The following is a 21,664-nucleotide window of genomic DNA, read 5'->3' as shown; positions in this document are numbered from 1 at the left end:
CTCTCAGTTTAAGCCGTACGCATATCATATTCAATTCCTTTCCATGAGGTTGCACTTTTTCGCAAGAAGATTGCAAGAGATAGGAAACATTTCAATACTTCCTCCCTATCCAGGTGTACCCTGCTTCTTCAAATGAAGAATGTTCCTGTCTTTAATGATGAACGACATTCGATTGGGTTTAATCGTTTTTTCTAGTATTCTGCCGATAAATATATTCAATGAACGTTTATAAAACTGTAAAGAAGAATTCTTTCAGCACGCATCTTTTAACAACGTTTACATTTTAATAGATGATAGGATAAAAGAAAGGAGAGGTACAAATGAACAGTATGGTTTTTGTTAATTTCCCCGTTGAAGATGTAGACAAGTCTGTTGCTTTTTATGAAAAATTGGGCTTTAAGAAAAATGAAGAATTTTCAACTGACGAAGCAAGCGCTGTGGTTTGGGACGACACATTTTGGATCATGTTACTCTCTCACGGTTTTTACAAAAAATTCTTAAAAGACAAAGAAATTGCAGACAATAAAAAAACGAGTGGTGCTTTGATTTCTTTTAGCGTAGCAAATGCGGATGAAGTTAAAAAGTTTGCGAATACGGCGAAAGAAAATGGCGGAAGCTACCATGAAGTCGATATGGGCATGTCTGAAGAAGAAATGTTTTCACTTGAAGTCCAAGATTTAGATGGAAATACATTAGAACCTGTCTGGATGAAAATGTAAATTTTTTAAAGCCCTCCATTAGAAAAACAGATGGAAGGCTTTTTTAGATAAATTATCTTGGTCTCCTATGCACTTATTTTGGCTTGTTTAACTAAAATAGTAGTGCTAGTAGATCTTCGTTATTAAAATGAAAGATATAATCTGAAACAGTCATATCATTTAATGCGTTTTTTATTTCTTCATAAATAAATTTTTGACCAAGTAATTGTTGTTCAAGAATACTTACATCTTTTTGTCCAAAAAAATCACCATAAAAACGAATCTCATTGATTCTCCCATGCAGTGTCGACAAACGGACATCCACAATTCCAACTTTTGGGAGCCTGATTCTGCGTTTCACCGAAAACCTTGGTGTTTCACCATAGACCCAATCATCATTAGCATAACGATTCTGGACGATTTGTTCAATGTTTTGTTCATCTTTCTTCGTCAAATCTATCCTTTTATCTTCAATTTTTTGCAGATCATCGACCTGATAGACTTCACAAATCAGTGCATCTCTAAAGTCAGCGGTTTTTTCAAATTGATATTTTTCTTTTAAAAATGGTTTCAGATTCGTCACACTTTTTTTTACTGATTTCGTTGCTTTAGACTCAATTTTCTCTTTGGAAACCGTCAAAATTTTATCAAGAACGGACAAATCAACATCATACATTAATGTACCATGTGAGTATAACCGATTTTTTTTCGTATACATGGCATTACCAGAAAATTTCATTCCTTCGATATACATATCATTACGTCCACCAACTTCTGCTTTGGTTGCGCCCATTTTTCTTAATGCTGTGATAATAGGCGAGGTAATGGATTCATATTCACCAAATTTCATTGCATTTTTGCTGGTCACAAAGCTAAAGCTTAGATTTCCTAAGTCATCATATACAGCTCCTCCACCTGAGGTTCGCCGAGTGAGTGTCACGTTTTTTTCCCTTAAATACTTGAGATCGATTTCTTCATAACTATTTTGGTTTCGTCCAATAATCACACAAGGTTTTTGAATATATAGTAAAAACAAAGGTTCATCACTGTCAAAACTGTTCATAAGATATTCCTCTGTTGCTAGATTTCTCCGAATATCTAAACTTTCCATGATATGATAGCGCACTTTTATCCCTTCTTACTTTTTCTCCTATCATCTCTTTTAGAACATAAAATGGCAAGAAATTAGATCATTTTATATCTTAATTGTACTCTTTTAATCAAGTAAAAAAGCGACCTCCAAAAGTTAGAACAGAAAATCTAACTTTTGGAGGTCGCTTCCCTCTTCACTCTAAAACAAATAAGCGGTGGCATTAGCGCCTTGAAATCATCCTGAATGATCTCTTTTCTTTACCCAATCCATTTTATCTCGTTCAAAGGATAGTAAACAAAGCGAGCCTTACCCAATATTTCGCTTCCTGTAATCATACCAAAGGAGCGACTGTCTTTCGAAACACGTCGATTGTCCCCTAAAACAAAGTAACTGTCGGCTGGCAGCTTTGTCTTATTCGTTAATTCTTCCAGAGTAAAGTCCGTTGTATAAGGACTACTTTCATGATCTGACTTTCTATTTTTCGTTAGAAAAGGTTCTTCGACCACTTTTCCATTCACTTTCAGCTGATCATTCTCATAGCTAATTGTCTCTCCTGGCAACCCGATCACTCGTTTGATATAAATCGTTCCATCAGCCAATTGAAAAACAACTACGTCAAACCGTCTGATTTCAGAAAATTTTTCCATTACAACCATGTCACCTTGTTTCAAGACGTTTTCCATCGAATTACCTTCCACTGGCACTGGAATAAGAAGAAATCCTCTTAAAATAAAAGCGATCAAGATGGAGCAAAGTACATATTTGATTATAAGCCAAAAACGGTCGATATAGCGTTGTTTTTTTGTCAATATCCATCATTCCACTCTCAAGGTTATCGTTCTTTCTCTATTATAGAAAAAAAAAACAAAAAATGCGACTAGATGTTTCCTTTTTGATCTTTTCTAAAAAATGAAGAAAACAAACGCAGAATCAATGGCTGTTTTCTAAATATTTTTCCCACACCTCATCAAATATATCCATAGATGACAAATAATCCACATTCAATTCTAGATAATCGGAAATTTCTTCATAACTCGTACTATGTTTAGGAAACTGGATATCTTTCCCTGCTTCTGTGGCGAAAACAGATTGTTGATCTGCTTGTTTACCGCCACGAAGAGTCATTAAATAATGATAGAAGCTTTGATTCACATTCTTTCCTCCCAGTTTTCTTTGACGAAAGCCGCTCTTCTTGCATGGTTTCGCTCAAAATTTTCAGGATTTTTTTTATAATAATCTTGATGCTCTGGCTCAGCCAAATAAAATGGTTGTGCTTTTTCAATCGTGGTCACGATCGGTTTTGTAAACCGACCACTAGCCGCTAATCGATTTTTACTTTCTTCCGCGATTCTCTTCTGTTCATTTGTCGTAAAGTAAATAACCGGCCGATAATTCTCGCCACGATCTTCAAATTGCCCAAATGCATCCGTTGGATCGGTTTGCTGCCAATAGATTTCCACTAATTCTTGATATGATATTTTCTCTGGATCATAGATGATCTCTACCGCTTCTGTATGACCAGTCGTTTTAGATTTGACTTGTTCATAGGTTGGAGATGGCACATGTCCACCTGTATAGCCAGACATGATCGTATGAATCCCTGGTAGCGTATCAAAGGGCTGAATCATACACCAAAAGCATCCTCCAGCAAAAATTGCTCTTTCCATCCTTCTCTCTCCCATCAATGACCCACTGTTTACTTCGTTACACTCGTGTCGGTGGTATCAGTATTCTTTGTCGTTTTATTGCTCGTTGTCTTTTCACCAGTTTCTTTAGGTAGATATAGACTAAAACGAATGTCATCATTCACTAAATCAATTTTATCTGCTTTGATGTACATACCATTTTGCATACGGAAGCGATCTAAACGTAGCATGATCGTCAAATCATCCGTATTGATTTCAATCCAATCAGGCAACTTATAATTTCGCTTGATCATATTCATGATATCTTTGATCGGTAAACTCAATGTGCCGATCGAAAGACTCTTCGCTTTTAACTGGACATTTCCATTTTCCATCACATATGGATCAAAGTACAGATAAAAGTTGATTGGAAATCCTAATACTTCAAACGTACCATTCAACATCGCTTCATTTTCAAGATAAAATTTATATTGAATACCTTGGTCTTTTTGATAATCTGTCAAGAAAAAACTGATCATTTGATTGACCTTTTCTTTATTGGTGTTGATGGTCAAGACTGGATCTCCTTGTCTTTGGGTGATCGCTGGCACCTTAGCAAAATCCGGTTCTCGATTCGCAAAAATCCGAGTGCCTAAAAAGATGCTTGATCCAAGAACAACTCCTAAAAGGATCAAAAAAGCCCATTTCCAATAATTTTTCTTTTGAATTTCAGTATTCGTTTGTGTCGAAACCTTTTTTGAGCGTTTTTCCATTATTTCTGATCCTCCCTTGGCAACCATTGGTCTTGCGTTTCAATTAATTCATCTCGTACAGCATTTGCCATCAATTGATAGCCTAAGTTATTAGGATGAAAATGATCTTCTTCATACAATACATTATTTTTGCTATTTGACGTACTTTCGCTAGTACTTGACTGATTCGTTCCTTCTTCAGTTACGCCAACTTTTTGGTTTAACCCTTGATATAGCAAATCATTGATTGGGATAAAATAGCAGTTGTCCGCATTTTTGACAACAGACTCAGTCCCAGCATTCCAGTTGTTCACAATCGTCTGCATGTCTTTAATCTCAGGGAAGTTCAAATAGAATGGATTATAAATACCTAAGATGTAAACCGGTGCGTGACCATTTAACTTCCTAATTTCTACGATCAATTGTTCAACATTTTTCTGATACTTTTGTAATGGTCGCTTAAATGATTGGATACTGATCCCAAATAGATCGTTTTGAATCACTTTCATTAAGTCATTTCCGCCCACTGTCAAAGTGATAAAGTCAGCTGATTTAATGTTTGTTTGAATCTCTGAATTTTTCTTGAGCCGTTTTAAAATTTGATCGCTCCGTTCACCGTTTACCCCATAGTTTTCAATTTCAACAGCAGTCAGATCATAGCGATCTTTTAAATCGTTGGCTACTAATGGAACAAAACCACCTTGCTTCGTTTGATCTCCTATTCCTTCAGTTAACGAATCGCCGATAGCTACATAATGGATTTTTTCTTTTTGATCCGTCTTTTGACTAACTGTCGCTGCTGGTTTTAATAGCGGTTTAGCTTTTGGAATCGATAAAGATAGTCCTAAATATACAAATATAGCGATAAGTAATGGGAACAAAACGAGCAATAGTTGTCGTTTTGTTAATTTCATATCATTCACCTCATATTATTCGATTGTTTCTTATGTTATCAAAAATTAAAATAAAAAGGTAGTGTTTCTGAAAAAAATAAGAATTATTATAAAGAAAAAAAGGATAAAATCAATGGCTAACTGACCAATGATTTATCCTCTTGATTTAGTCAACGTAATACATGATTGCAAAGGCGTTTTTCCCCGTATGTGTTGCAATAACTGGATTCGTGTGTAGAACAGGAATCGTCATATCAGGAAATAATTCTTGTAGTCCTTCTTTAAATTCTTGAGCAAGCTCTTGAGCATCTGCATGAGAGATCCCAATTTGACGAACATTTGGTAGTTCTTTTAATTCTTTCTTCAAATTATTGAACCATTTGTCAAAAGTTTTCTTTCCTCGACCCTTAGCAACTGGGATCAACTCTCCATGAGTGAAATTCATCACAGCACGTATGTTCAATACACTTGACAATAAACCAGTTGCTCGGCTAATGCGCCCACCTTTGACTAAGTTATCTAATGTAGAGATCCCAATATATAATTTTGTATTTTCTTGTACTTTTTTGATTTCTTCAAGAATCTCATCAGCACTTTTTCCTGCTTGTGCAAGTTCAGCAGCACGGATTACTTGGAAGGACAGCCCCTGATCGGTTGTATCACTATCGATGACAGTCACTTTCGTTTTAGTCAGATTGCTTGCCTGACGGGCCGCTTCAACCGTTCCACTCAAACCTTTAGTCATATGGATCGAGATAACTTCACTGCCATCTTCGCCAAGTTGATCATAGGTTGAAATAAATTCACCGATTGGCGGTTGACTCGTTTTTGGTAATGATTTAGCTTGAGCCATCATATCCATGAATTTTTCTCCACCTAATTGATCGTCATCAGGATAGACCACGCCATCGATCATGATAGCTAGCGGCATCACCTGGATATTTAAGTTATCTCGCACACTTTTTTCCATTGTACAAGAAGAATCTGTTACGATTTTTACATTTGTCATACTATCTCACTCTTCCTTTAACAAGATGCCTTTTGGTTTACAACAAGTACTAATAAAGGCAATTTCTTTTTTAAGTATAACAGACAACAGACGTTTTTTCATTAAATACCTCTACGAACGATTCCGTTTTCATCCAAAGATGTGGTATTGATCCTTTCAACTTTATTAAAAAAGATATTTCCCAAAATGTGCTAAACAAGCTTTCAGGAAATACCTTTTTTCATCGGTTATTTATTTTCTTTTTCGTTGATATGTTTCAAATTGATGGGCATAAGGATTTTTTTCGTCCATCTCCCCTTGGCTGATATTGATTAATGACCATTGATCCCAATCAACTTCTGGAAAATAAGTATCCCCTGTAAAAGAATGATGGATGACTGTGCGATACAGCACCGAACAAAAAGGAAGAAATTCTTTATAAATAGCTGATCCTCCCGCAACGAACAAAATACCATCGTTTTCCTTTGCGTAATCCAATACTTCTTCAATCTCGTGCATAACCATGACATTGTCAGCTTGGTAATCACGATCTCTTGTCATCACGATTGTTTGACGGTTAGGCAACGGACGACTTCCCATACCTTCAAATGTTTTTCTTCCCATAACTAAAGTATTCGCTTCAGTCATTTGTTTAAAAAACTTCAGATCATTGGGTAATCTCCAAGGCAGTTGGTCTTCTTTACCGATCAACCCATTTTCATCTTGTGCCCAGATAGCAGCTAACATTTCATCATCCTTTCTGTGTTCATACTGCGATTGGCGCTTTGATTGCTGGATGAGGTTCATAGCCTTCAACCTTGATATCATCCATTTCAAAGTCAAACACAGATTTTTTTTCTGTATTTAAAACTAATTTAGGAAACGCACGCATTTCTCTTGAAAGTTGTTCTTTCATTTGTTCCACATGATTTGAATAGAGATGAGCATCACCTAAAGTATGGATAAATTCACCAACTTCTAATCCAGTTTCATGCGCAATCAAATGGGTTAACAAAGCATAACTGGCAATATTGAAAGGCACACCTAGAAATACATCACCACTCCGTTGATACAATTGACAACTTAAACGCCCATCATGAACATAAAATTGAAACATCGTGTGGCAAGGCGGTAACGCCATACTAGGAACATCTTCTGGATTCCAAGCAGACACGATCAAGCGTCTTGAATCAGGTGTTTTTTTGATTGCTTCGACCACTTCCTTGATTTGATCGATAAACCCACCATCTTTCGTTTCCCAATGGCGCCACTGGTACCCATAGATGTGACCTAAATCGCCATATTTTTCAGCAAATGCGTCATCAGTTAAAATTCTTTCACAAAATAGCTGACTTTGTTCTTGATATTGTTTATTAAACTCAGGATCAGAGATGCTTCGATGGCCAAAATCAGTCATATCTGGCCCATGGTATTCATCACTTTTGATATATCGTTCAAACGCCCATTCATCCCAGATATGATTGTTATTTTGTAAAAGATAACGGATATTCGTATCCCCTTTTAAAAACCATAACAATTCACTCTTAATCAACCCAAAAGGAACCCGTTTCGTTGTTAATAATGGAAATCCTTTTTGTAGGTCGAACCGCATTTGATAGCCAAAAATGCTGCGTGTACCGGTGCCTGTTCGGTCGCCTTTTTCATGTCCTTCTTCTAGTAGTTTCCTGCCTAAATCAAGATATGCTTGCTCCATTTTTTTCCTCCTAGTCTTCTACCCATTCGCTTAAGTATTCCCAACGAGCCATTTTCTCATCTAATTTGCTTTCTGCTTGTGAAACGTTTGCTTGTAATTCTTGTAAACGAGTAAAGTTATCTCCTTGATGATTCATTTCTTCTTGCAGCTCTGAAATCTGTTCTTCTAATTCAGCGATTTCATCTTCGATCGTTTCCCATTCTTTTTGCTCTAAATAAGAAAGTTTCTTTTTTGTTTCCTTTTTACCGTCAGCAGCCGGCTTCGTTGGTTCATTCATTTTTTCTTTACCTAAAGGCGCTGTATCTTTTTGTGTCAATAAATAACTCGACATATCCCCATAATATAATTCTTGCTTAGCATTTCCTTGAAAAACTAATAATTTTTCTGCTACTTTGTCTAAGAAATAACGGTCATGTGATACAGTAATCACGGCACCTGGGAAACTCTTGAAATAATCTTCTAAAATGGTCAGTGTGGCGATATCTAAATCATTCGTTGGTTCATCCAAGAGTAAAACATTAGGTTGTTGGATCAGCAATTTCAATAGATATAGTCGACGTTTTTCGCCACCAGATAATTTTTTGATCAATGTGCCATGCATAAATCGAGGAAATAAAAATCTTTCCAATAATTCAGCCACACCAATTTGCATACCTTCTGCCGTTTGAGCTTCTTCAGCTGCTTCTTGCAAATAAGCAATCATGCGTTTTTCGGGATTCATCTCTTCATTTTCTTGTGTATAGTAGGCGATACGAACAGTCTCACCAACCGTAAACGTACCATTATCTAAAGGAATACGTCCCGCTAAAATGTTCAGTAAGGTTGATTTACCGGCACCATTTTTCCCAGTGATCCCTAAACGTTCTCGTGATTGAATCAACAAATCTAAATGGTTGATCAGCAGTTTCCCTTCAATAGCATATGTTCCATCTTTGATCTCTAATACTTTTTTTCCTAAACGTTTCGTTGCGATATTCAATTCGAGGTCTGCTTCATGATTGACTTGATACAAGTTTTCTTTAAGATCCTCAAAACGATTGATGCGTGCTTGTTGCTTCGTTCCGCGTGCTTGAACTCCAGCTCTCATCCAGGCTAATTCTTGTTTGTACAGGCGCTTTCGTTTTTCTTCTTGTTCCACTTCCACGCGATCTCTTTCAGCTTTTTCTAAAATATAAGCTTCATAATTCCCTCGATACTCGTGTAGTTGTCCAAATGATAGTTCAAAAATGCGATTCGTCACTCGATCCAAGAAATAACGATCATGGGTGACCATTAATAACGATCCACGATACTGTTTTAAGTAATTTTCTAACCATTCAATCGCTTCATAATCCAAGTGGTTCGTGGGTTCATCTAATAATAATAAATCAGGCTCATCGATTAGGACTTGTGCTAAACTTACACGTTTTTTTTGTCCACCTGACAGTGCGCCAATCTTTTTGTCTAATTCACTGATGCCTAATTTTTGTAAGATAATCTTAGCATTTGTATCTGTGGTCCAAGCATCTTCTTTGTTCATTTGTTCTTCTGCCTTGGCATAACGTCTCTGAACGCTCTCGTCCTCGCCATTCTCAGCTAATACAAGCAAAGCTTCCTCATATTCTCTCACGGTACGGATTAATGGACTATTTCCTTGAAAAACCGCTTGAAGTACAGTCAATTCATCAGAAAATTCGGTTGTCTGTGACAAATATCCAATTCGATAATCATTCGGATAAAAAACTGTTGGTCGATCTCCATCCCCACTGTCGATACCTGCTAAAATATTTAATAAACTTGTTTTTCCAGTTCCATTAGTTCCAATCAAACCGATTCGGTCTTTTTCGTGGATCAAAAAAGAAATCTGGTTAAATAGTTCTTTTTCACCATACGTTTTATTGAGGTCAGTTACTTTTAATTCTTTCAATCCATTCCCTCCTCATCTTGGTTATTGTATCATAAAATAATTTAATTACGGATATTTTTCTATTGTCATCTTAGACAAAATAAAGGGAGAAAATAAGATAGTGTTGATTTTTTCATTAGAGTGGGATAATAGTTAGAAAAAATCTGATTATTGCCTCATTTTTTTAAGGTACACAAAAAGCACACAACCTTGTATGATTAAAGTGCCTAAACAAAAATCAAAGGAGTGTGCTTTTTTTGTATCTATAAAATAAAAAAAATTTTATGTTTTGACTATCTATAACGTTCCTATTATAAAAAATAATTAGAAAGATGTTAATTATTCGATTATAGCTACTGCTCTAACCCAACCAGCACTAGCATTTTTAATTTTTATCGGATAACAACTGATTTTAAACCCCGTGGAAGGTAATTGATCAAGACTGGTTAATTTTTCAAGCTGACAATAAGATTTCTCGATTCCTGCAAAATGCCCTTCCCAAATAAGTGAAGGGTCTCCGGTCTTATCAAATTCTTTTGCAATGAATGGTAAAGGTCTGTCCCATGACCAAGCATCGGTACCTACCACTTTTATTCCTTGTTCGAGTAGCCATAAAGTTGCTTCTCTTCCTACACCGCACCCACTGATTAAGTAATTTGATGTTCCCCAATATTGATCTGCTCCAGTCCGAATTAAAACAATGTCCTTTTCTTTTAATCGATAGTCCATCGCATCTAAAGCTTCTTTAAAATCCTCGATTTCTAATCGATATCCGTCTGGTTTGTTTGAAAAATCAAATACAACACCATTACCGTAACACCAATCAAGAGGAATTTGCTCAATTGTCCAAGCTGGCTTACCTTTATCCATTGTTGGATGGTAGTGATAAGGAGCATCTAAATGAGTACCTGAATGCGTAGTCAAGTGAATTTTTTCGATCGCCCATGCTAAACCAGCAGGCAAGTGTTCTTTTTTTGCTGTTCCAAAGAAACGAAGCATATCGTTGACGCTTTGTTCATGATCAATGTATGAAATTTTAGGTATCATTTCCTCTGGATCACTGGGCAAATCATTTTCTATAGTTATACTTAAGTCAACTAATTTCAATGTCTAACAACTCCTTGAATGATTATCTAAGTTTTAATATTAACTAAAAAAAATTTTCTATTTTACTTTTTTTTGATGATTTTTGAATTTATTTTTTATAGTGATAGTCTGATGGACAATCAATGAATTATGTCATTAAATAAAGGATAAACGTTAAGAACGATGCTTCTATCAGTTTACAACGATTAGAAAGGTGAAGAAAATCTTGAAAAATAACTGTCATTTATCCTATTGATTTTATAATGTGGAAGTCCAACATAGTATACTTTACTTGATTTTTCGAGACTAGAAGAAATATCTTCTTTACATTAATAGAAAAATATATTACAATTTTTTCGAATATCGGAGGATCCTAAGGGATTGGATAAGATTACTCTTATCCAATCCCTTTTTTGTCTTCTGATATCTAATTTTTCTTAAGGAGGTACGAAATGGAGAAGAACTGGTTTTACGTTATCTTCGGAGGTTTTTTAGAAATTTTTTGGGTACTTTGTTTAAAAAAATCAGAGAATTTCCATCATTTTTTCTATTCCATTTTGACGATTTTGCTCGTTGTTATTAGCTTTTATTTATTTGCTAAAGGTATGGAAAGCTTACCTACTGGAGCAGCATATACAGTGTTTACTGGAATAGGTGCAGTCGGAACAATCATTTTTGGTATTTTATTTCTGAAAGAAAGTGTATCTGTGCAAAAAATATTGTTTTCTGCATTATTAGTTATAGGAATTTTGGGTCTAAAAATCACAACAAAGGAGGAATAATCTGTGGATATACTTTATCTTATACTAGCAGGAATAGCAGAGATCATAATGGTCTTTTCTCTTAAAAATTCACACGGATTTAAAAAAATAAATTGGAGTATTATAACTATTATTTCTGCAGCCTCTAGTTTACTCCTTTTATCGCATTCAATGAATACATTAGAAGCTGGGGTTAGCTATAGTATTTGGGTAGCTTTTGGTTCCATTGGTTCAATGATCCTTGGAGTATTTTTATTTAAAGAAAAAATGAACTGGCTACAATTTGCTTCCATGATTATTATTTTATTTTCTGTGATTGGCCTAAAACTAGTTAGCTAATTAAATTGAAGAATCTATTGTCATTTGTGAGACTGGGACAAAACTTGCCTCAGTCTCTTCTACTATCACTAAAGCTGTTTGCTAATTGAAAGCCATTTTCTTTTAAATACGCTTCAAATGCTTCTTGTGTGGTTTGAGTTTCATTCGGATCAAGCTTGGCACAAAACTCTCCGTTTTAAGCGATTATCTGGGCTTTTCCTTCAAAGTAAGGTTTTTTTTTACGTTCCTGATCTTTTCTTGCAATTGATAGATCACAGATGTTGTTGGGGTTTGGACTCTACCTAAGGACAAACTTACTGGTATGCCTTTTTGCTGCAAGAGTAAACTATACCATGAGTTATCATTCATACCATCAATGAATCAACGTGAAATAACAAAAAATCTGAGACAGAATGAGGTTCATTCTGACCCAGATTTGATTTTACGACACTCATCACTCTTTATTGACAAAGAGCCGTTTTATCTCAGTCTCTTCTTCTTTGATGATTCATATTATCCATTCGTTAGCGATTCTCAGTTTTCTGTTTGTCCACCTCAAACCATTTTTGTGTATGATACGGCTCAAGCTAGACAAAGCAATGCATTAAGTGCATGAATAATCACGCTGAACACTTACTCAACTTTTTTAGCCGGAAGCGAACGTTTTCTTGCCCGCAATGCGAATTTAAATGAAAAATCATCAACTGGCTTATTCATAGTATAGGATTCCAGTAAATTAATATTTTTCCGATAACTATTAGCAGAAAAAGTTGTGATCTTCTCAGCTTCTTCATACTCATCAACGATTTTGCGCTCTAAGTAATAGCCACGTAACATTTTTTTGGAATAAAGACTGTCTTGTTGGATCATCCAAGAGGAGATCAAATTTCCTGAAGCCATTTTGATGCCTTCCATTTTTCGTTGTTGGATGAAAAAGTTGACCATTGTTTCATCATAAACATCGGTTAGGTTTTCTAAACTCTCAATGATCAATTGTGTGTTTTTTTGATAGGTTTCCCGAATTTCTTGAATATCTTTTTCGGAAATCAGTGTCTTTCGATCTGATTTTTGTCGTTGCCAGAACATTTTAGGATGTAAGATGATCCGAATCAACCGTCGAACAAAAATAAACCAGAAGCCGACAAACGACAGTACCTGACTAGTAATAGAGTGTTCAAAATTAGCAAGAAATCGTGAATAAAAACGATAGCCATTTGAGGAAAGCTTACCAGAACGATAACTTTTATCTAATCCATCACGTTCGATGGATAAAATCAATGCTTGAATTTCTTGTACTTCTTGCTTTTCATCATCAGAAAGATCTTTTAAATAAAGATCACGGATACGCTCTTGATAGTTTTCGATCACTGCTTCAGTTGCTAAATATTCTTTTGAATCTTTATCTAACGTTTTGATTTCAGATTTCAATACTTCAATGACTTCTTCTAGGATCATTAAAGCATTCAAATCTGTTTTCACTACCTCTTCCGTTTCTGTCAACAGAGGTAAAACCACGATGCCTACGATCAGCGTTACCAAAATAACTCCTGCCGTCAAAAATAATAATAAAGAGCGCTGATAAAAAATCATTTGGTTAATCGTAAAAGGTAAGATGAAAATCGTTGCTAAACTAACCGTTCCTTTCACACCACCAAAAGTTAAAATCAAAATCTCATTCAATTGTTCCTTGAATTCTTTTCCTTTATATTTAAATAAATAAAAAAGACTGATCGAAACAAAGCGAATCATAAATAAGATCATTGAGATCAACAAAATCGTGATTAACAGCAACCAATTTGAATAAAGCCCATCTCCCCAAACTGGAGAAAATACTTGGGTTAATTCGATTCCTAAAAAGATAAAAACTAACGCATTCAGCGTAAATGTGATTGTTGTCCATGTACTATCGGACAAACTTGATAACTCCGCATCAAACACCGAGATTTTTCTAAATCCCGAAGCTTGCAATACCCCAGCTACTACTGCGGCAATAATCCCTGAAACATCAAATACTTCTGCTAAAACATACGCTAAAAACGGTAATAGCAATTCAATTAACAAGTAACCTGTCACATCTCTGGCAGAAGCCTTCTCAATCAAATTAATCACTTTTCGTTTGACCCAGACAAGTAAAAAGCCAACGACGGCTCCTCCTATACTAGAAAACACAAGTGTAAATCCTGCGTTGACTGCAGAAAAAGAACCCGTGATCAATGCAGCTAATGCAAATTGAAAGGCGGTAACACCTGAAGCATCATTCAATAATCCTTCGCCTTCTAAAATATGCATCGCTTTATTTGGGATATTCACCCGTCCAGAGAGCGAGCTGACAGCGACAGCATCGGTTGGTCCAAGAGCCGCTCCAAAAGCAAAACAAGCAGCTAATGGCACGCTGGGTAATAAAAACGACAGCGTGAAACCAACCCCGACTAATGTCAGGATTACCCCTCCAAAAGCCAGAAATAAAATCGTATCAAAGTTTTTCAGGATCGAGGATACATCAGCTTTTTCTCCTTCACGAAAAAGCAACGGCGCAATGATCATCACTAGAAAGAGTTCTGGTTCAAAGTTGATCGATTGGCCCCATTCTGTTAAGCCTAAGATGATACCAAGAAATATTTGGATCAGTGGAGCTGGGATCATAGGTAAAATGCGGCTAGCTATATTAGATAAGGTGATCGTTACAGCAAATACGATCACTAACTCAGCAAATTCCATGGTCCGTCCCCTTTATTTTTTATTTTGAGCGAGTACCTTTAGAAATTGTTCTTTTTTCTTCAATATTTTGTTTTCTACCACTTCTGCTTGTACATTGTTACCTTCTAATTCACACTGTACTCGCTTTGATTCTAAACGTAGCAAATCATGTTTCAATCGCTCAAGCTGACGGTACATGATGATATTTTTCTTCCGCAGCTTACAAAGGATTTGCCGACGATCTTCCATTGAAAACGCACCATAACGATCATGCAACAGTTTCTTTTGTTCTTCAAAGCTCTTCCTCATTTTTAAGATCTCCTAAATGCAAACTTGATCTTCATGAAACACTGAACGTTAAAAGGAAAAGGATTCCCCTTTATTAGACAAGTTCAGCTGGATTCGAAGAATAAGTTTGCTTGAATTTCAGAAACTCATTCTATTCCAAATGGAAGAAAATATCAAGTGCGGAAAACACACCAAAAAAGGAGCTGGGAAACCATTTCCGCTCCTTTCTCAGCTATCCATTAAACTTTGGTTTTATTCAAAAAACTCGCCATAGATATCTTCAACACGTTGATCCGGATTGATCACGATGTATAAATTACCTGTTTTTTCACTGATTTTAGTTGATTGGTATTGATTATCCAATCCTTCTGTTCCTTTATCAAGATAAGGGAAATAAACTAGGTCAGGTGTACCATTGCGATAAAGGATCTCCATCCGTTCAATATCTTCATATTTTAATGCACGGTTGAACATACCCATCTCTAATCCACCTAAGTTGATGTCGTGAGTTGCTACGGAATCACCTTCGTGAAAAATTTCGATCTTAAATCCAGCACAAGGATGGATTTCCATAAATTCACTACCATTGATTCGTCCAAAACTCGTTGTTATTTGTTTGATCCACAAATCACCAATATGGCGACGATTGATCGTCCACGTTTCGCCGTTTCGGAAATAAAATTTTAGCGCTGTCATTTCTTTACTCATAAAAAAATCCCCTTTTGACGTCATTTATTCTGGTTCCCTTTTAGTTTAGCACACATCCCACGTGAAGGTCACATCTAAAGTTTTTTCAAAGATGTGAAACTTTAGAAGCGTTCCACTATTGACAAAAAAATCCGGAAGCAACTCCCCAGCAATAAGCGAGGATTTTCTAAATAGGAGAAGTTTTTAAATTCCTCACTTATTACTCAGAGCTGATTGCTTCTTTCAGAATCTCTATTAAAGCGCGACTCCGACATTCATCGAAATCTATAAATGGTTATTTTGCTGGAGATAATCAACAAGGGCACTTGCTTCATTTGCTAAATTTCCCTCTACCACTGCTCTTTCTGCAGCTTGAAGTGCATCACTGACCCATTTCCCTGGTTTCTTGTCACTCACACTAAGAAGTTTCTTCCCATCAATTGCTAACTCTCGCATGGATGTAATCGGTAATTGATCATAGCGCTTTGCTACTTGTTCTAGTTGAGGTGTTTCACCAAAATAAATCATGAGTTCTTCTGTCTTCAAAGCGTTCTCTTTTCCCAAACAATAGAGTACCATTGGTTCCAACATCTGTCTTTTACGTTGAATCAATCCATGAACGATCATTTGAACTTCTCGAATCATTTGGTTGGAACATTTCCATTCCTTTAAGAAAGGTCGGATCTCACTTTCTTGAAGCCCTAACTGATCGATCAGCAATACCCACGCCTGACTTTCAGTTTGCAATGGTTCATCTGGTAAATCGGCAAAACGTAACAAGGCTTCACCATAGTCTCTTAAACCTGGACAATAAATATAACATTGCGTCTCAACGAATGTTCTCAATCCTGTAGAACGCTCTTTCCCTAATAACATTTTGATAAATTCCACATTAATCCGTTCGACAGAAATTTTTCCTAATAATGAATGGTTGGCCTGAATGGCCGCAGCTGTTTCTTGCTCGAGTGTAAACCCAATTTGACTAACAAATCGAATCCCACGCATCATACGCAAAGCATCCTCATGAAACCGTTCCTGTGGATCGCCTACTGCTCGAAGGATCTGGTTTTCTAAATCAGCTAACCCGTCAAATAAATCAATGATTTGACCATCTTCTTTTAATGCAAATGCATTGATCGTAAAATCACGTCTTTTTAGATCCTCTTCAAGTGAACGGACAAATTCGACATGATCTGGACGACGATAATCTTGATAGGTCGATTCTGTCCGAAAGGTCGTGATTTCATATTGTTCCTCTTCAGCCAAGACCAAAACGGTGCCATGTTCAATGCCGATATCAATGGTTTTCGGAAAAAGTTGTTTGATTTCTTCTGGGAATGCACTTGTTGCGATATCTACATCATGGATGGGTTGATCCAACAAGATATCTCTGACGCTTCCCCCGACAAAATAAGCTTCAAAACCCGCTTGCTCCAATTTATTCAAGACAGGAATCGCTTTTTGGTATTCTCTTGGTAATTGTTTTAGTTTCATTGTTTTCCCTCTTCCAACTTGATGGCTTACGCTTTTTTATCATCCTTATTTGCTTCTTTTCTTTCAAAGCGATTGTGATCTCTGCGATTAAATTTTTCCATATTTTTTTCAAATACATCCGTTAAATCGATTTCCAGGGAATTTGCCATGATCATAGTGACAAATAAAACATCACCTAATTCTTCTGCTACAGAATTGTTGGGCTCCGTTTCTTTCTTCGCTTTTTCACCGTATGTATGATTGACTTCTCGAGCCAGCTCCCCGACTTCTTCTGTTAAGCGTGCCATTTGAGCTAATGGAGAAAAATAGCCTACTTTAAACTGTTGGATATAGTCATCTACTTCCTGTTGCATACTTCTTAAAGAACGTTCTTTTGTCATTTCTTCTCCACCTTTCCTATTTATCTTACCAAAAACTACGTCCAAATCCTAGGCAAGAGCGATTGAGAAAATAAAGATTACGTGCTACATTGAGTAATGTGATGTAAAAAGAATGAAATATTGCGAAAATATTAGTCGGTTTATCGAAGGAGTGGTTTGATGATCTCAATGAAAACAGTTAAAGAAGTCGTAATGATTATGGTTGGTACAAGTATTTATGCGTTTGGACTCGTTTATTTAAATATTGCGAATCATTTAGCAGAAGGTGGCGTTTCAGGGATCACTTTGATCTTACGCGCACTTTTTGGGATTGATCCTGCCTACTCTACACTTTTGATCAATATACCTTTGATTTTGATTGGGGGAAAAATTTTAGGAAAACGTTCACTCGCTTATACCGTCTTAGGAACAGTTTCGTTGTCTGCCTTTTTATGGATTTGGCAACGTGTTCCTTTACAAATCAATCTTCAACATGACTTACTGATCGTTTCATTATTGGCTGGCTTAATTGCCGGAACTGGAAGTGGTCTGGTCTATCGGATGGGTGGAACTACCGGTGGAAGTGATATCATTGCTCGTATATTAGAAAAGAATTATGGGATCTCAATGGGTCGATCTTTACTGGTATTAGATGTTATCGTTTTGTTGGCTTCATTGACTTACATTGACTTGAAACGCATGATGTATACGTTAATTGTTTCTTATGTTTTCAGCCGTGTCATTGATTCAATCTTAGATGGCGGTTACTCAGCTAAAGGGATTTTAGTCGTCTCAAACAAAAATGAAGAAATTGCCCCACTGCTGATGACTGGATTAGAACGTGGCGTTACTTTTTTAAGTGGTGAAGGTGGGTTTTCTGGTCATTCTAAAAAAATTATCTATATGGTGGTTAGTTCGAGTGAATTGAATGAAGTGAAACGAATCGTCCATGAAATCGATGAAAAAGCCTTTCTATCGATCATCAATGTCCATGAGGTCGAAGGAGAAGGATTCACTTATCTTAAACCACAGTCTAAGTTATTTAAGCGAATATAGCTCTCTCCTAGTTCTACTCGTTTTTCTGGAGTGAGTTTCATCTTTCTTTTTGGCATACAAAATCCCCCTATACAGGACTTTTATATTTCAGTGTCCTATATAGGGGGAGCATATCAACTTGCCTCAGTCTCTTTTAGTATCTTTAAAAACGAATAAACGGTTAGATAAAAGTATCCTTAGTTAGGATTCTTTCCTGCATGTTCGCCTTTTACTTGGTTCTTGCTTAATATTTCACGATTAACTTCATCGGACAATTCCAGGAAAGCATCTTTATCCCCTTTTTCAAGCGCTTGATCAATCTGTAAGTAAAGCATTTTGAGATGGGCTGCTTGTTCTTTCTCTTTGAGATATTGCTCGACTAGTTCAAGATCTTCTTCACTAATAGAGTCGTTCCAAGATGCAAAGGGGTTCTCTTCTAAAACCATTAAATACTCTTTCGTCTGCCAAGCATTTTCAAAAAGGCATTCTACATATAGCGGTCTTTTCCAATTTAATCGAATTTCATGAAAAATTTGATCAGTATCGGTAAACTCTTTCCCCTCGAGAAATAATTTCATTGGTTCTCCATCGAAAGAAAGGTCACTGATTTGTAATCCCCGATTTGCTTGATTCGCTCCTTCAACAAAATGAACATTACTTAAGATTGCTTCATGATTAGCCAAGTAATTCAAAATCCAAAAAACCTCTCTGCGACTAAATGAAACATGATTGACCATCCAAGTTAAGAAATTCTTTTTTTCCTTTACATCTATTAGCATTTTACTCACCTCTCTGCTAGGTCGTCTAATACTGACAATGCCTCCAAATCTCCAGGTTCCAATTCTAAATAATGAGTAAGTAGATCTTTTGTTTTTGTCAATTGTCCTTCTTCTCGTAAGAATAAGGCGTATTCTTTTAGAAAATCAGGTTCATGCTCCAATTCGTGATACGCTTGTTCATAATGAACAGCTGCTAGCGTGAAGTCCTCTAATTCATTATAGGCATGGGCTAAATTCCATTCCGCATATGGATTTGCAGTTTCTTCCATTTGATCGATACTCTTGATTACATCTTCGTAACGTTCTTCATCTAAATACAAATTACTTAATGTTAATAATGTTTCGTCTTGTTTTTCACCTAATTCCAACGCATTTAATAATAGTTTTTCTGCTTTTTCTTTGTCATGTAGGCGATACGCATTTTCAGAAGCTAAGTGATAGAGTTCTACTTGATAAGGATTTTCTTTGATCCCATCTTCAAGAACTTTCTGCGCTTCTTCAATCAATTCTTCTTCTTGCAATGCTTGACCTAAATAAAGATAAAGAGATTGATATTGGGGATTTACTTCTCTCAATTCTTGTAAATAATTGATCGCTTTTTCATTTTCTTTTAGCTGCAGATTGGTAAAAGCTAACTGGAATAAGCGATCATCTGTCCGTTCTTCTTGCAATGCTTGTTCCAATGGTTCGATTGCTGCTTCAAACTCTCCTTGCATGCTTAGAGATTGTCCTAAACGTTCCTGCATAGAGATACCAGAAATCTCATCAATATTACTTGATAATAATAGTTGATAGATCGTTGCAGCTTCGGCAAAACGATCGACTGAAAAGTAAAGTTCGGCTAAAGCAAATTGGATCAATGGTTCATCAGGCAACAACGCAGCTGCTTCCTTCAATTTCGCTTCACTGACTTCAGGAATACCGATTACTTGATATAAATCAGCAATTGCTAATAAAGCTTGAGGATAGTAGTCACTTTCTTTTGAAATGTTTTCCAGATATTCAAATGCTTGATCGATTTCATTATCTTCAATCGCAATTTCCGCCAATGGAATGAACAACTCATCATTTTCGGGGTACTGTTTCACTAACTGTTCAAAAATTTGCTTTGCTTCTTCTAAAAAACCAATCGCTAAGAGTTCTTCCCCTAATTCAGCCAAAACATCGGCCGGATCTTCTTTCAAAGCTTGTGTCAGATATAACTGAGCTTGCGCCAAATCTTCCTCTGACAATGCTTGTAACATTTTTTCACTATTTGTATTCATTTAAATCCCTCTAATCTCACTAATAATCTCGTCATAAGATTTCATTGTTTGTATTAATTCTTGTTCCTTTGGCGATTGATATTTCTCTATTATACCAATTTTTTTCAAAACAAGAATTTTTTTGCTTTTTTCCGCTAGAAGCAAGACATTTTCTAAATAATCAATTTTTGATAATTGTTCTGGCCAATCGATAGGATAACCCAGATGTTTCAACCAGATAAAAAAATTTTTCAATTGAAAGGACATATCCGCTAGTCCTACATTCCAAGTAAGATGAAAAAGCATTCCTAATAGTTTTTTCATACTAGCTGATAACAAATGACCATTTTCTGTTAGGTAAAAAGCTTGTTCAAATAGTTTACCATAATTTGAGAGATTTTCCGCATCTACTTGGTAAAAACTAATCATTTCTTCCAGCATCCCCGTAAAAGCCCGCTGAGATAACTGCCTTGGTTGCGGATAGTTTTTATAGAGATTTTGTAAAAAATGATAATCACAAACTAAACCACATGTTATCAAAGTCAAAAAATCTATTTGTTTCCCTTCTCCTTGTTTTTCACTGATTGTTTGATCGTAAACGATTCGTTCTGGAAGGTTGGTCGTTCGCAAGACGACTTGATTTGGCAATTGTAAAATATTTCGTTGAGGAGTTAATGCCCGGGCCATTGAACGAATCGATACTGGAATTAGCCATAATGTTGATGCAAGTGAGGTATGCTTCTGGAAAAAACCTGCTAAATCCATGATTCCCTCATTCCCAAACCCAATGATAAGTAAGGATTGGTTTTCAGGATATCGTTTTGCAAATGTCACAAGATTACTTAGTTCTGTTAAGTGATTACATTGAGTATTGGCACAGATATACCAATCAATCTCACTTGGGTTAGGAAACTGTTGGTTGATTTTCTCAACAAACAAATCGTAATACCGTTGGTTCGTCAAAAATAAAACAGGCTGATCAATCGTTATTGTTTTCAGCTGGCTGACCAACGTTTCCCCATAATAGATTTTTGTTTGTTCTTCTTGTCCTTGATAGTCGATTTCCATAAGCACCCCTCCTTTTCTTTATTTTACCATTAGTAAGTAAAATCGGAAAAGAATAGGGTAAATTCTTGGGAGAATATAGAAAAACTTCGTAATTCACCTACATTTAAGAGCACCTATTTAAAGAATTCTTGTGTAATAAATCGGGCATGGTATACTGTAATACGAAGTAAAAGATTATATAGGACTTTGCTTTTCATTTT

General features: G+C 36.1%; 23 protein-coding genes and 1 pseudogene. 4 read left to right on the top strand and 20 right to left on the bottom strand.

Annotation, left to right across the window (positions count from 1 at the left end):
- Window positions 1-320: 320 nt before the first annotated feature.
- Entirely contained in the window at window positions 321-719 is a 399-nt protein-coding gene (locus IGJ23_RS05195; RefSeq protein ID WP_010737374.1) for a VOC family protein, read from the top strand.
- A 91-nt stretch (window positions 720-810) separates the two neighbouring features.
- On the opposite strand, the gene IGJ23_RS05190 is transcribed toward IGJ23_RS05195, so the two are convergent.
- From IGJ23_RS05190 to IGJ23_RS05140, 11 genes are all read right to left on the bottom strand, one after another.
- Window positions 811-1,824 (bottom strand): lipoate--protein ligase, encoded by a 1,014-nt coding sequence (locus tag IGJ23_RS05190; protein WP_251849627.1) that lies wholly within the window; start codon window positions 1,822-1,824, stop codon window positions 811-813.
- A 224-nt stretch (window positions 1,825-2,048) separates the two neighbouring features.
- Entirely contained in the window at window positions 2,049-2,600 is a 552-nt protein-coding gene (gene lepB / locus IGJ23_RS05185; RefSeq protein ID WP_034700293.1) for a signal peptidase I, read from the bottom strand.
- A gap of 121 nt (window positions 2,601-2,721) precedes the next feature.
- Entirely contained in the window at window positions 2,722-2,943 is a 222-nt protein-coding gene (locus IGJ23_RS05180) for a YozE family protein (protein ID WP_010719473.1), read from the bottom strand.
- Complete coding sequence (gene msrA / locus IGJ23_RS05175; RefSeq protein ID WP_010737371.1) at window positions 2,940-3,458, bottom strand: peptide-methionine (S)-S-oxide reductase MsrA; 519 nt, start codon at window positions 3,456-3,458, stop codon at window positions 2,940-2,942. The genes IGJ23_RS05180 and msrA overlap by 4 nt, the downstream gene beginning before the upstream one ends.
- 29 nt (window positions 3,459-3,487) lie before the next feature.
- A complete protein-coding gene (locus IGJ23_RS05170; RefSeq protein ID WP_010737370.1) occupies window positions 3,488-4,189 on the bottom strand; it encodes a YpmS family protein in 702 nt (233 codons plus the stop codon).
- On the bottom strand, window positions 4,189-5,082 hold the full coding sequence (locus tag IGJ23_RS05165; protein ID WP_438774672.1) for an SGNH/GDSL hydrolase family protein: 894 nt from the start codon (window positions 5,080-5,082) through the stop codon (window positions 4,189-4,191). The genes IGJ23_RS05170 and IGJ23_RS05165 overlap by 1 nt, the downstream gene beginning before the upstream one ends.
- 145 nt (window positions 5,083-5,227) lie before the next feature.
- Window positions 5,228-6,070, bottom strand: coding sequence for a DegV family protein (locus tag IGJ23_RS05160; protein WP_010719545.1), 843 nt, complete (start codon window positions 6,068-6,070; stop codon window positions 5,228-5,230).
- Between the two features lie 231 nt (window positions 6,071-6,301).
- The gene (locus tag IGJ23_RS05155; RefSeq protein WP_010719546.1) at window positions 6,302-6,796 is read right to left on the bottom strand and encodes a dihydrofolate reductase; all 495 of its coding nucleotides are present in this window, start codon (window positions 6,794-6,796) and stop codon (window positions 6,302-6,304) included.
- Between the two features lie 19 nt (window positions 6,797-6,815).
- Window positions 6,816-7,763, bottom strand: a complete 948-nt coding sequence (locus tag IGJ23_RS05150) for a thymidylate synthase (protein ID WP_034700291.1) — start codon at window positions 7,761-7,763, stop codon at window positions 6,816-6,818.
- A gap of 10 nt (window positions 7,764-7,773) precedes the next feature.
- Window positions 7,774-9,669: an ABC-F family ATP-binding cassette domain-containing protein gene (locus IGJ23_RS05145; protein WP_123874867.1), complete on the bottom strand. Its 1,896-nt coding sequence runs from the start codon at window positions 9,667-9,669 to the stop codon at window positions 7,774-7,776.
- 318 nt (window positions 9,670-9,987) lie between these two features.
- Complete coding sequence (locus IGJ23_RS05140) at window positions 9,988-10,755, bottom strand: cyclase family protein (protein ID WP_010737366.1); 768 nt, start codon at window positions 10,753-10,755, stop codon at window positions 9,988-9,990.
- A gap of 431 nt (window positions 10,756-11,186) precedes the next feature.
- Between IGJ23_RS05140 and IGJ23_RS05135 the strand changes: the two genes are divergently transcribed.
- Window positions 11,187-11,516, top strand: coding sequence for a DMT family transporter (locus tag IGJ23_RS05135; RefSeq protein ID WP_053766436.1), 330 nt, complete (start codon window positions 11,187-11,189; stop codon window positions 11,514-11,516).
- A 3-nt stretch (window positions 11,517-11,519) separates the two neighbouring features.
- The gene (locus tag IGJ23_RS05130; protein ID WP_010737364.1) at window positions 11,520-11,834 is read left to right on the top strand and encodes a DMT family transporter; all 315 of its coding nucleotides are present in this window, start codon (window positions 11,520-11,522) and stop codon (window positions 11,832-11,834) included.
- Window positions 11,835-11,916: 82 nt separating this feature from the next.
- Here the strand turns inward: IGJ23_RS05130 and IGJ23_RS05125 are convergent.
- The 6 genes and pseudogenes from IGJ23_RS05125 to IGJ23_RS05100 all read right to left on the bottom strand — a co-directional run.
- Window positions 11,917-12,182 (bottom strand): annotated as a pseudogene (locus IGJ23_RS05125) (type IA DNA topoisomerase); the annotation flags it as partial.
- Window positions 12,183-12,446: 264 nt separating this feature from the next.
- A complete protein-coding gene (locus IGJ23_RS05120; protein WP_010719552.1) occupies window positions 12,447-14,531 on the bottom strand; it encodes a cation:proton antiporter in 2,085 nt (694 codons plus the stop codon).
- A 12-nt stretch (window positions 14,532-14,543) separates the two neighbouring features.
- Window positions 14,544-14,819, bottom strand: coding sequence for a hypothetical protein (locus IGJ23_RS05115; RefSeq protein WP_010719553.1), 276 nt, complete (start codon window positions 14,817-14,819; stop codon window positions 14,544-14,546).
- A gap of 231 nt (window positions 14,820-15,050) precedes the next feature.
- Complete coding sequence (locus IGJ23_RS05110) at window positions 15,051-15,506, bottom strand: hypothetical protein (protein WP_010751262.1); 456 nt, start codon at window positions 15,504-15,506, stop codon at window positions 15,051-15,053.
- 264 nt (window positions 15,507-15,770) lie between these two features.
- Window positions 15,771-16,979 (bottom strand): CCA tRNA nucleotidyltransferase, encoded by a 1,209-nt coding sequence (locus IGJ23_RS05105; RefSeq protein WP_207432437.1) that lies wholly within the window; start codon window positions 16,977-16,979, stop codon window positions 15,771-15,773.
- A gap of 26 nt (window positions 16,980-17,005) precedes the next feature.
- Complete coding sequence (locus tag IGJ23_RS05100) at window positions 17,006-17,359, bottom strand: nucleotide pyrophosphohydrolase (RefSeq protein ID WP_010719556.1); 354 nt, start codon at window positions 17,357-17,359, stop codon at window positions 17,006-17,008.
- A gap of 159 nt (window positions 17,360-17,518) precedes the next feature.
- Between IGJ23_RS05100 and IGJ23_RS05095 the strand changes: the two genes are divergently transcribed.
- The gene (locus IGJ23_RS05095; RefSeq protein WP_010719557.1) at window positions 17,519-18,394 is read left to right on the top strand and encodes a YitT family protein; all 876 of its coding nucleotides are present in this window, start codon (window positions 17,519-17,521) and stop codon (window positions 18,392-18,394) included.
- 176 nt (window positions 18,395-18,570) lie between these two features.
- On the opposite strand, the gene IGJ23_RS05090 is transcribed toward IGJ23_RS05095, so the two are convergent.
- Genes IGJ23_RS05090 through IGJ23_RS05080 form a run of 3 tightly spaced genes read right to left on the bottom strand, consistent with a single transcriptional unit; the run spans window position 18,571 to window position 21,464 of the window.
- Window positions 18,571-19,152 (bottom strand): ReoY family proteolytic degradation factor, encoded by a 582-nt coding sequence (locus tag IGJ23_RS05090; protein WP_010719559.1) that lies wholly within the window; start codon window positions 19,150-19,152, stop codon window positions 18,571-18,573.
- A 5-nt stretch (window positions 19,153-19,157) separates the two neighbouring features.
- Entirely contained in the window at window positions 19,158-20,417 is a 1,260-nt protein-coding gene (locus IGJ23_RS05085) for a tetratricopeptide repeat protein (RefSeq protein ID WP_088775133.1), read from the bottom strand.
- Complete coding sequence (locus IGJ23_RS05080) at window positions 20,418-21,464, bottom strand: hypothetical protein (RefSeq protein WP_010737358.1); 1,047 nt, start codon at window positions 21,462-21,464, stop codon at window positions 20,418-20,420.
- Between the last annotated feature and the right edge of the window lie 200 nt (window positions 21,465-21,664).

The organism is Enterococcus sp. DIV1682a, from assembly GCF_051711005.1.
In the GTDB taxonomy this organism is placed as follows: Bacteria; Bacillota; Bacilli; order Lactobacillales; family Enterococcaceae; genus Enterococcus_B; species Enterococcus_B hirae.
The sequence above is the reverse complement of the archived record's forward strand: the minus strand, read 5'-3'. Positions and strand labels throughout refer to the sequence as shown.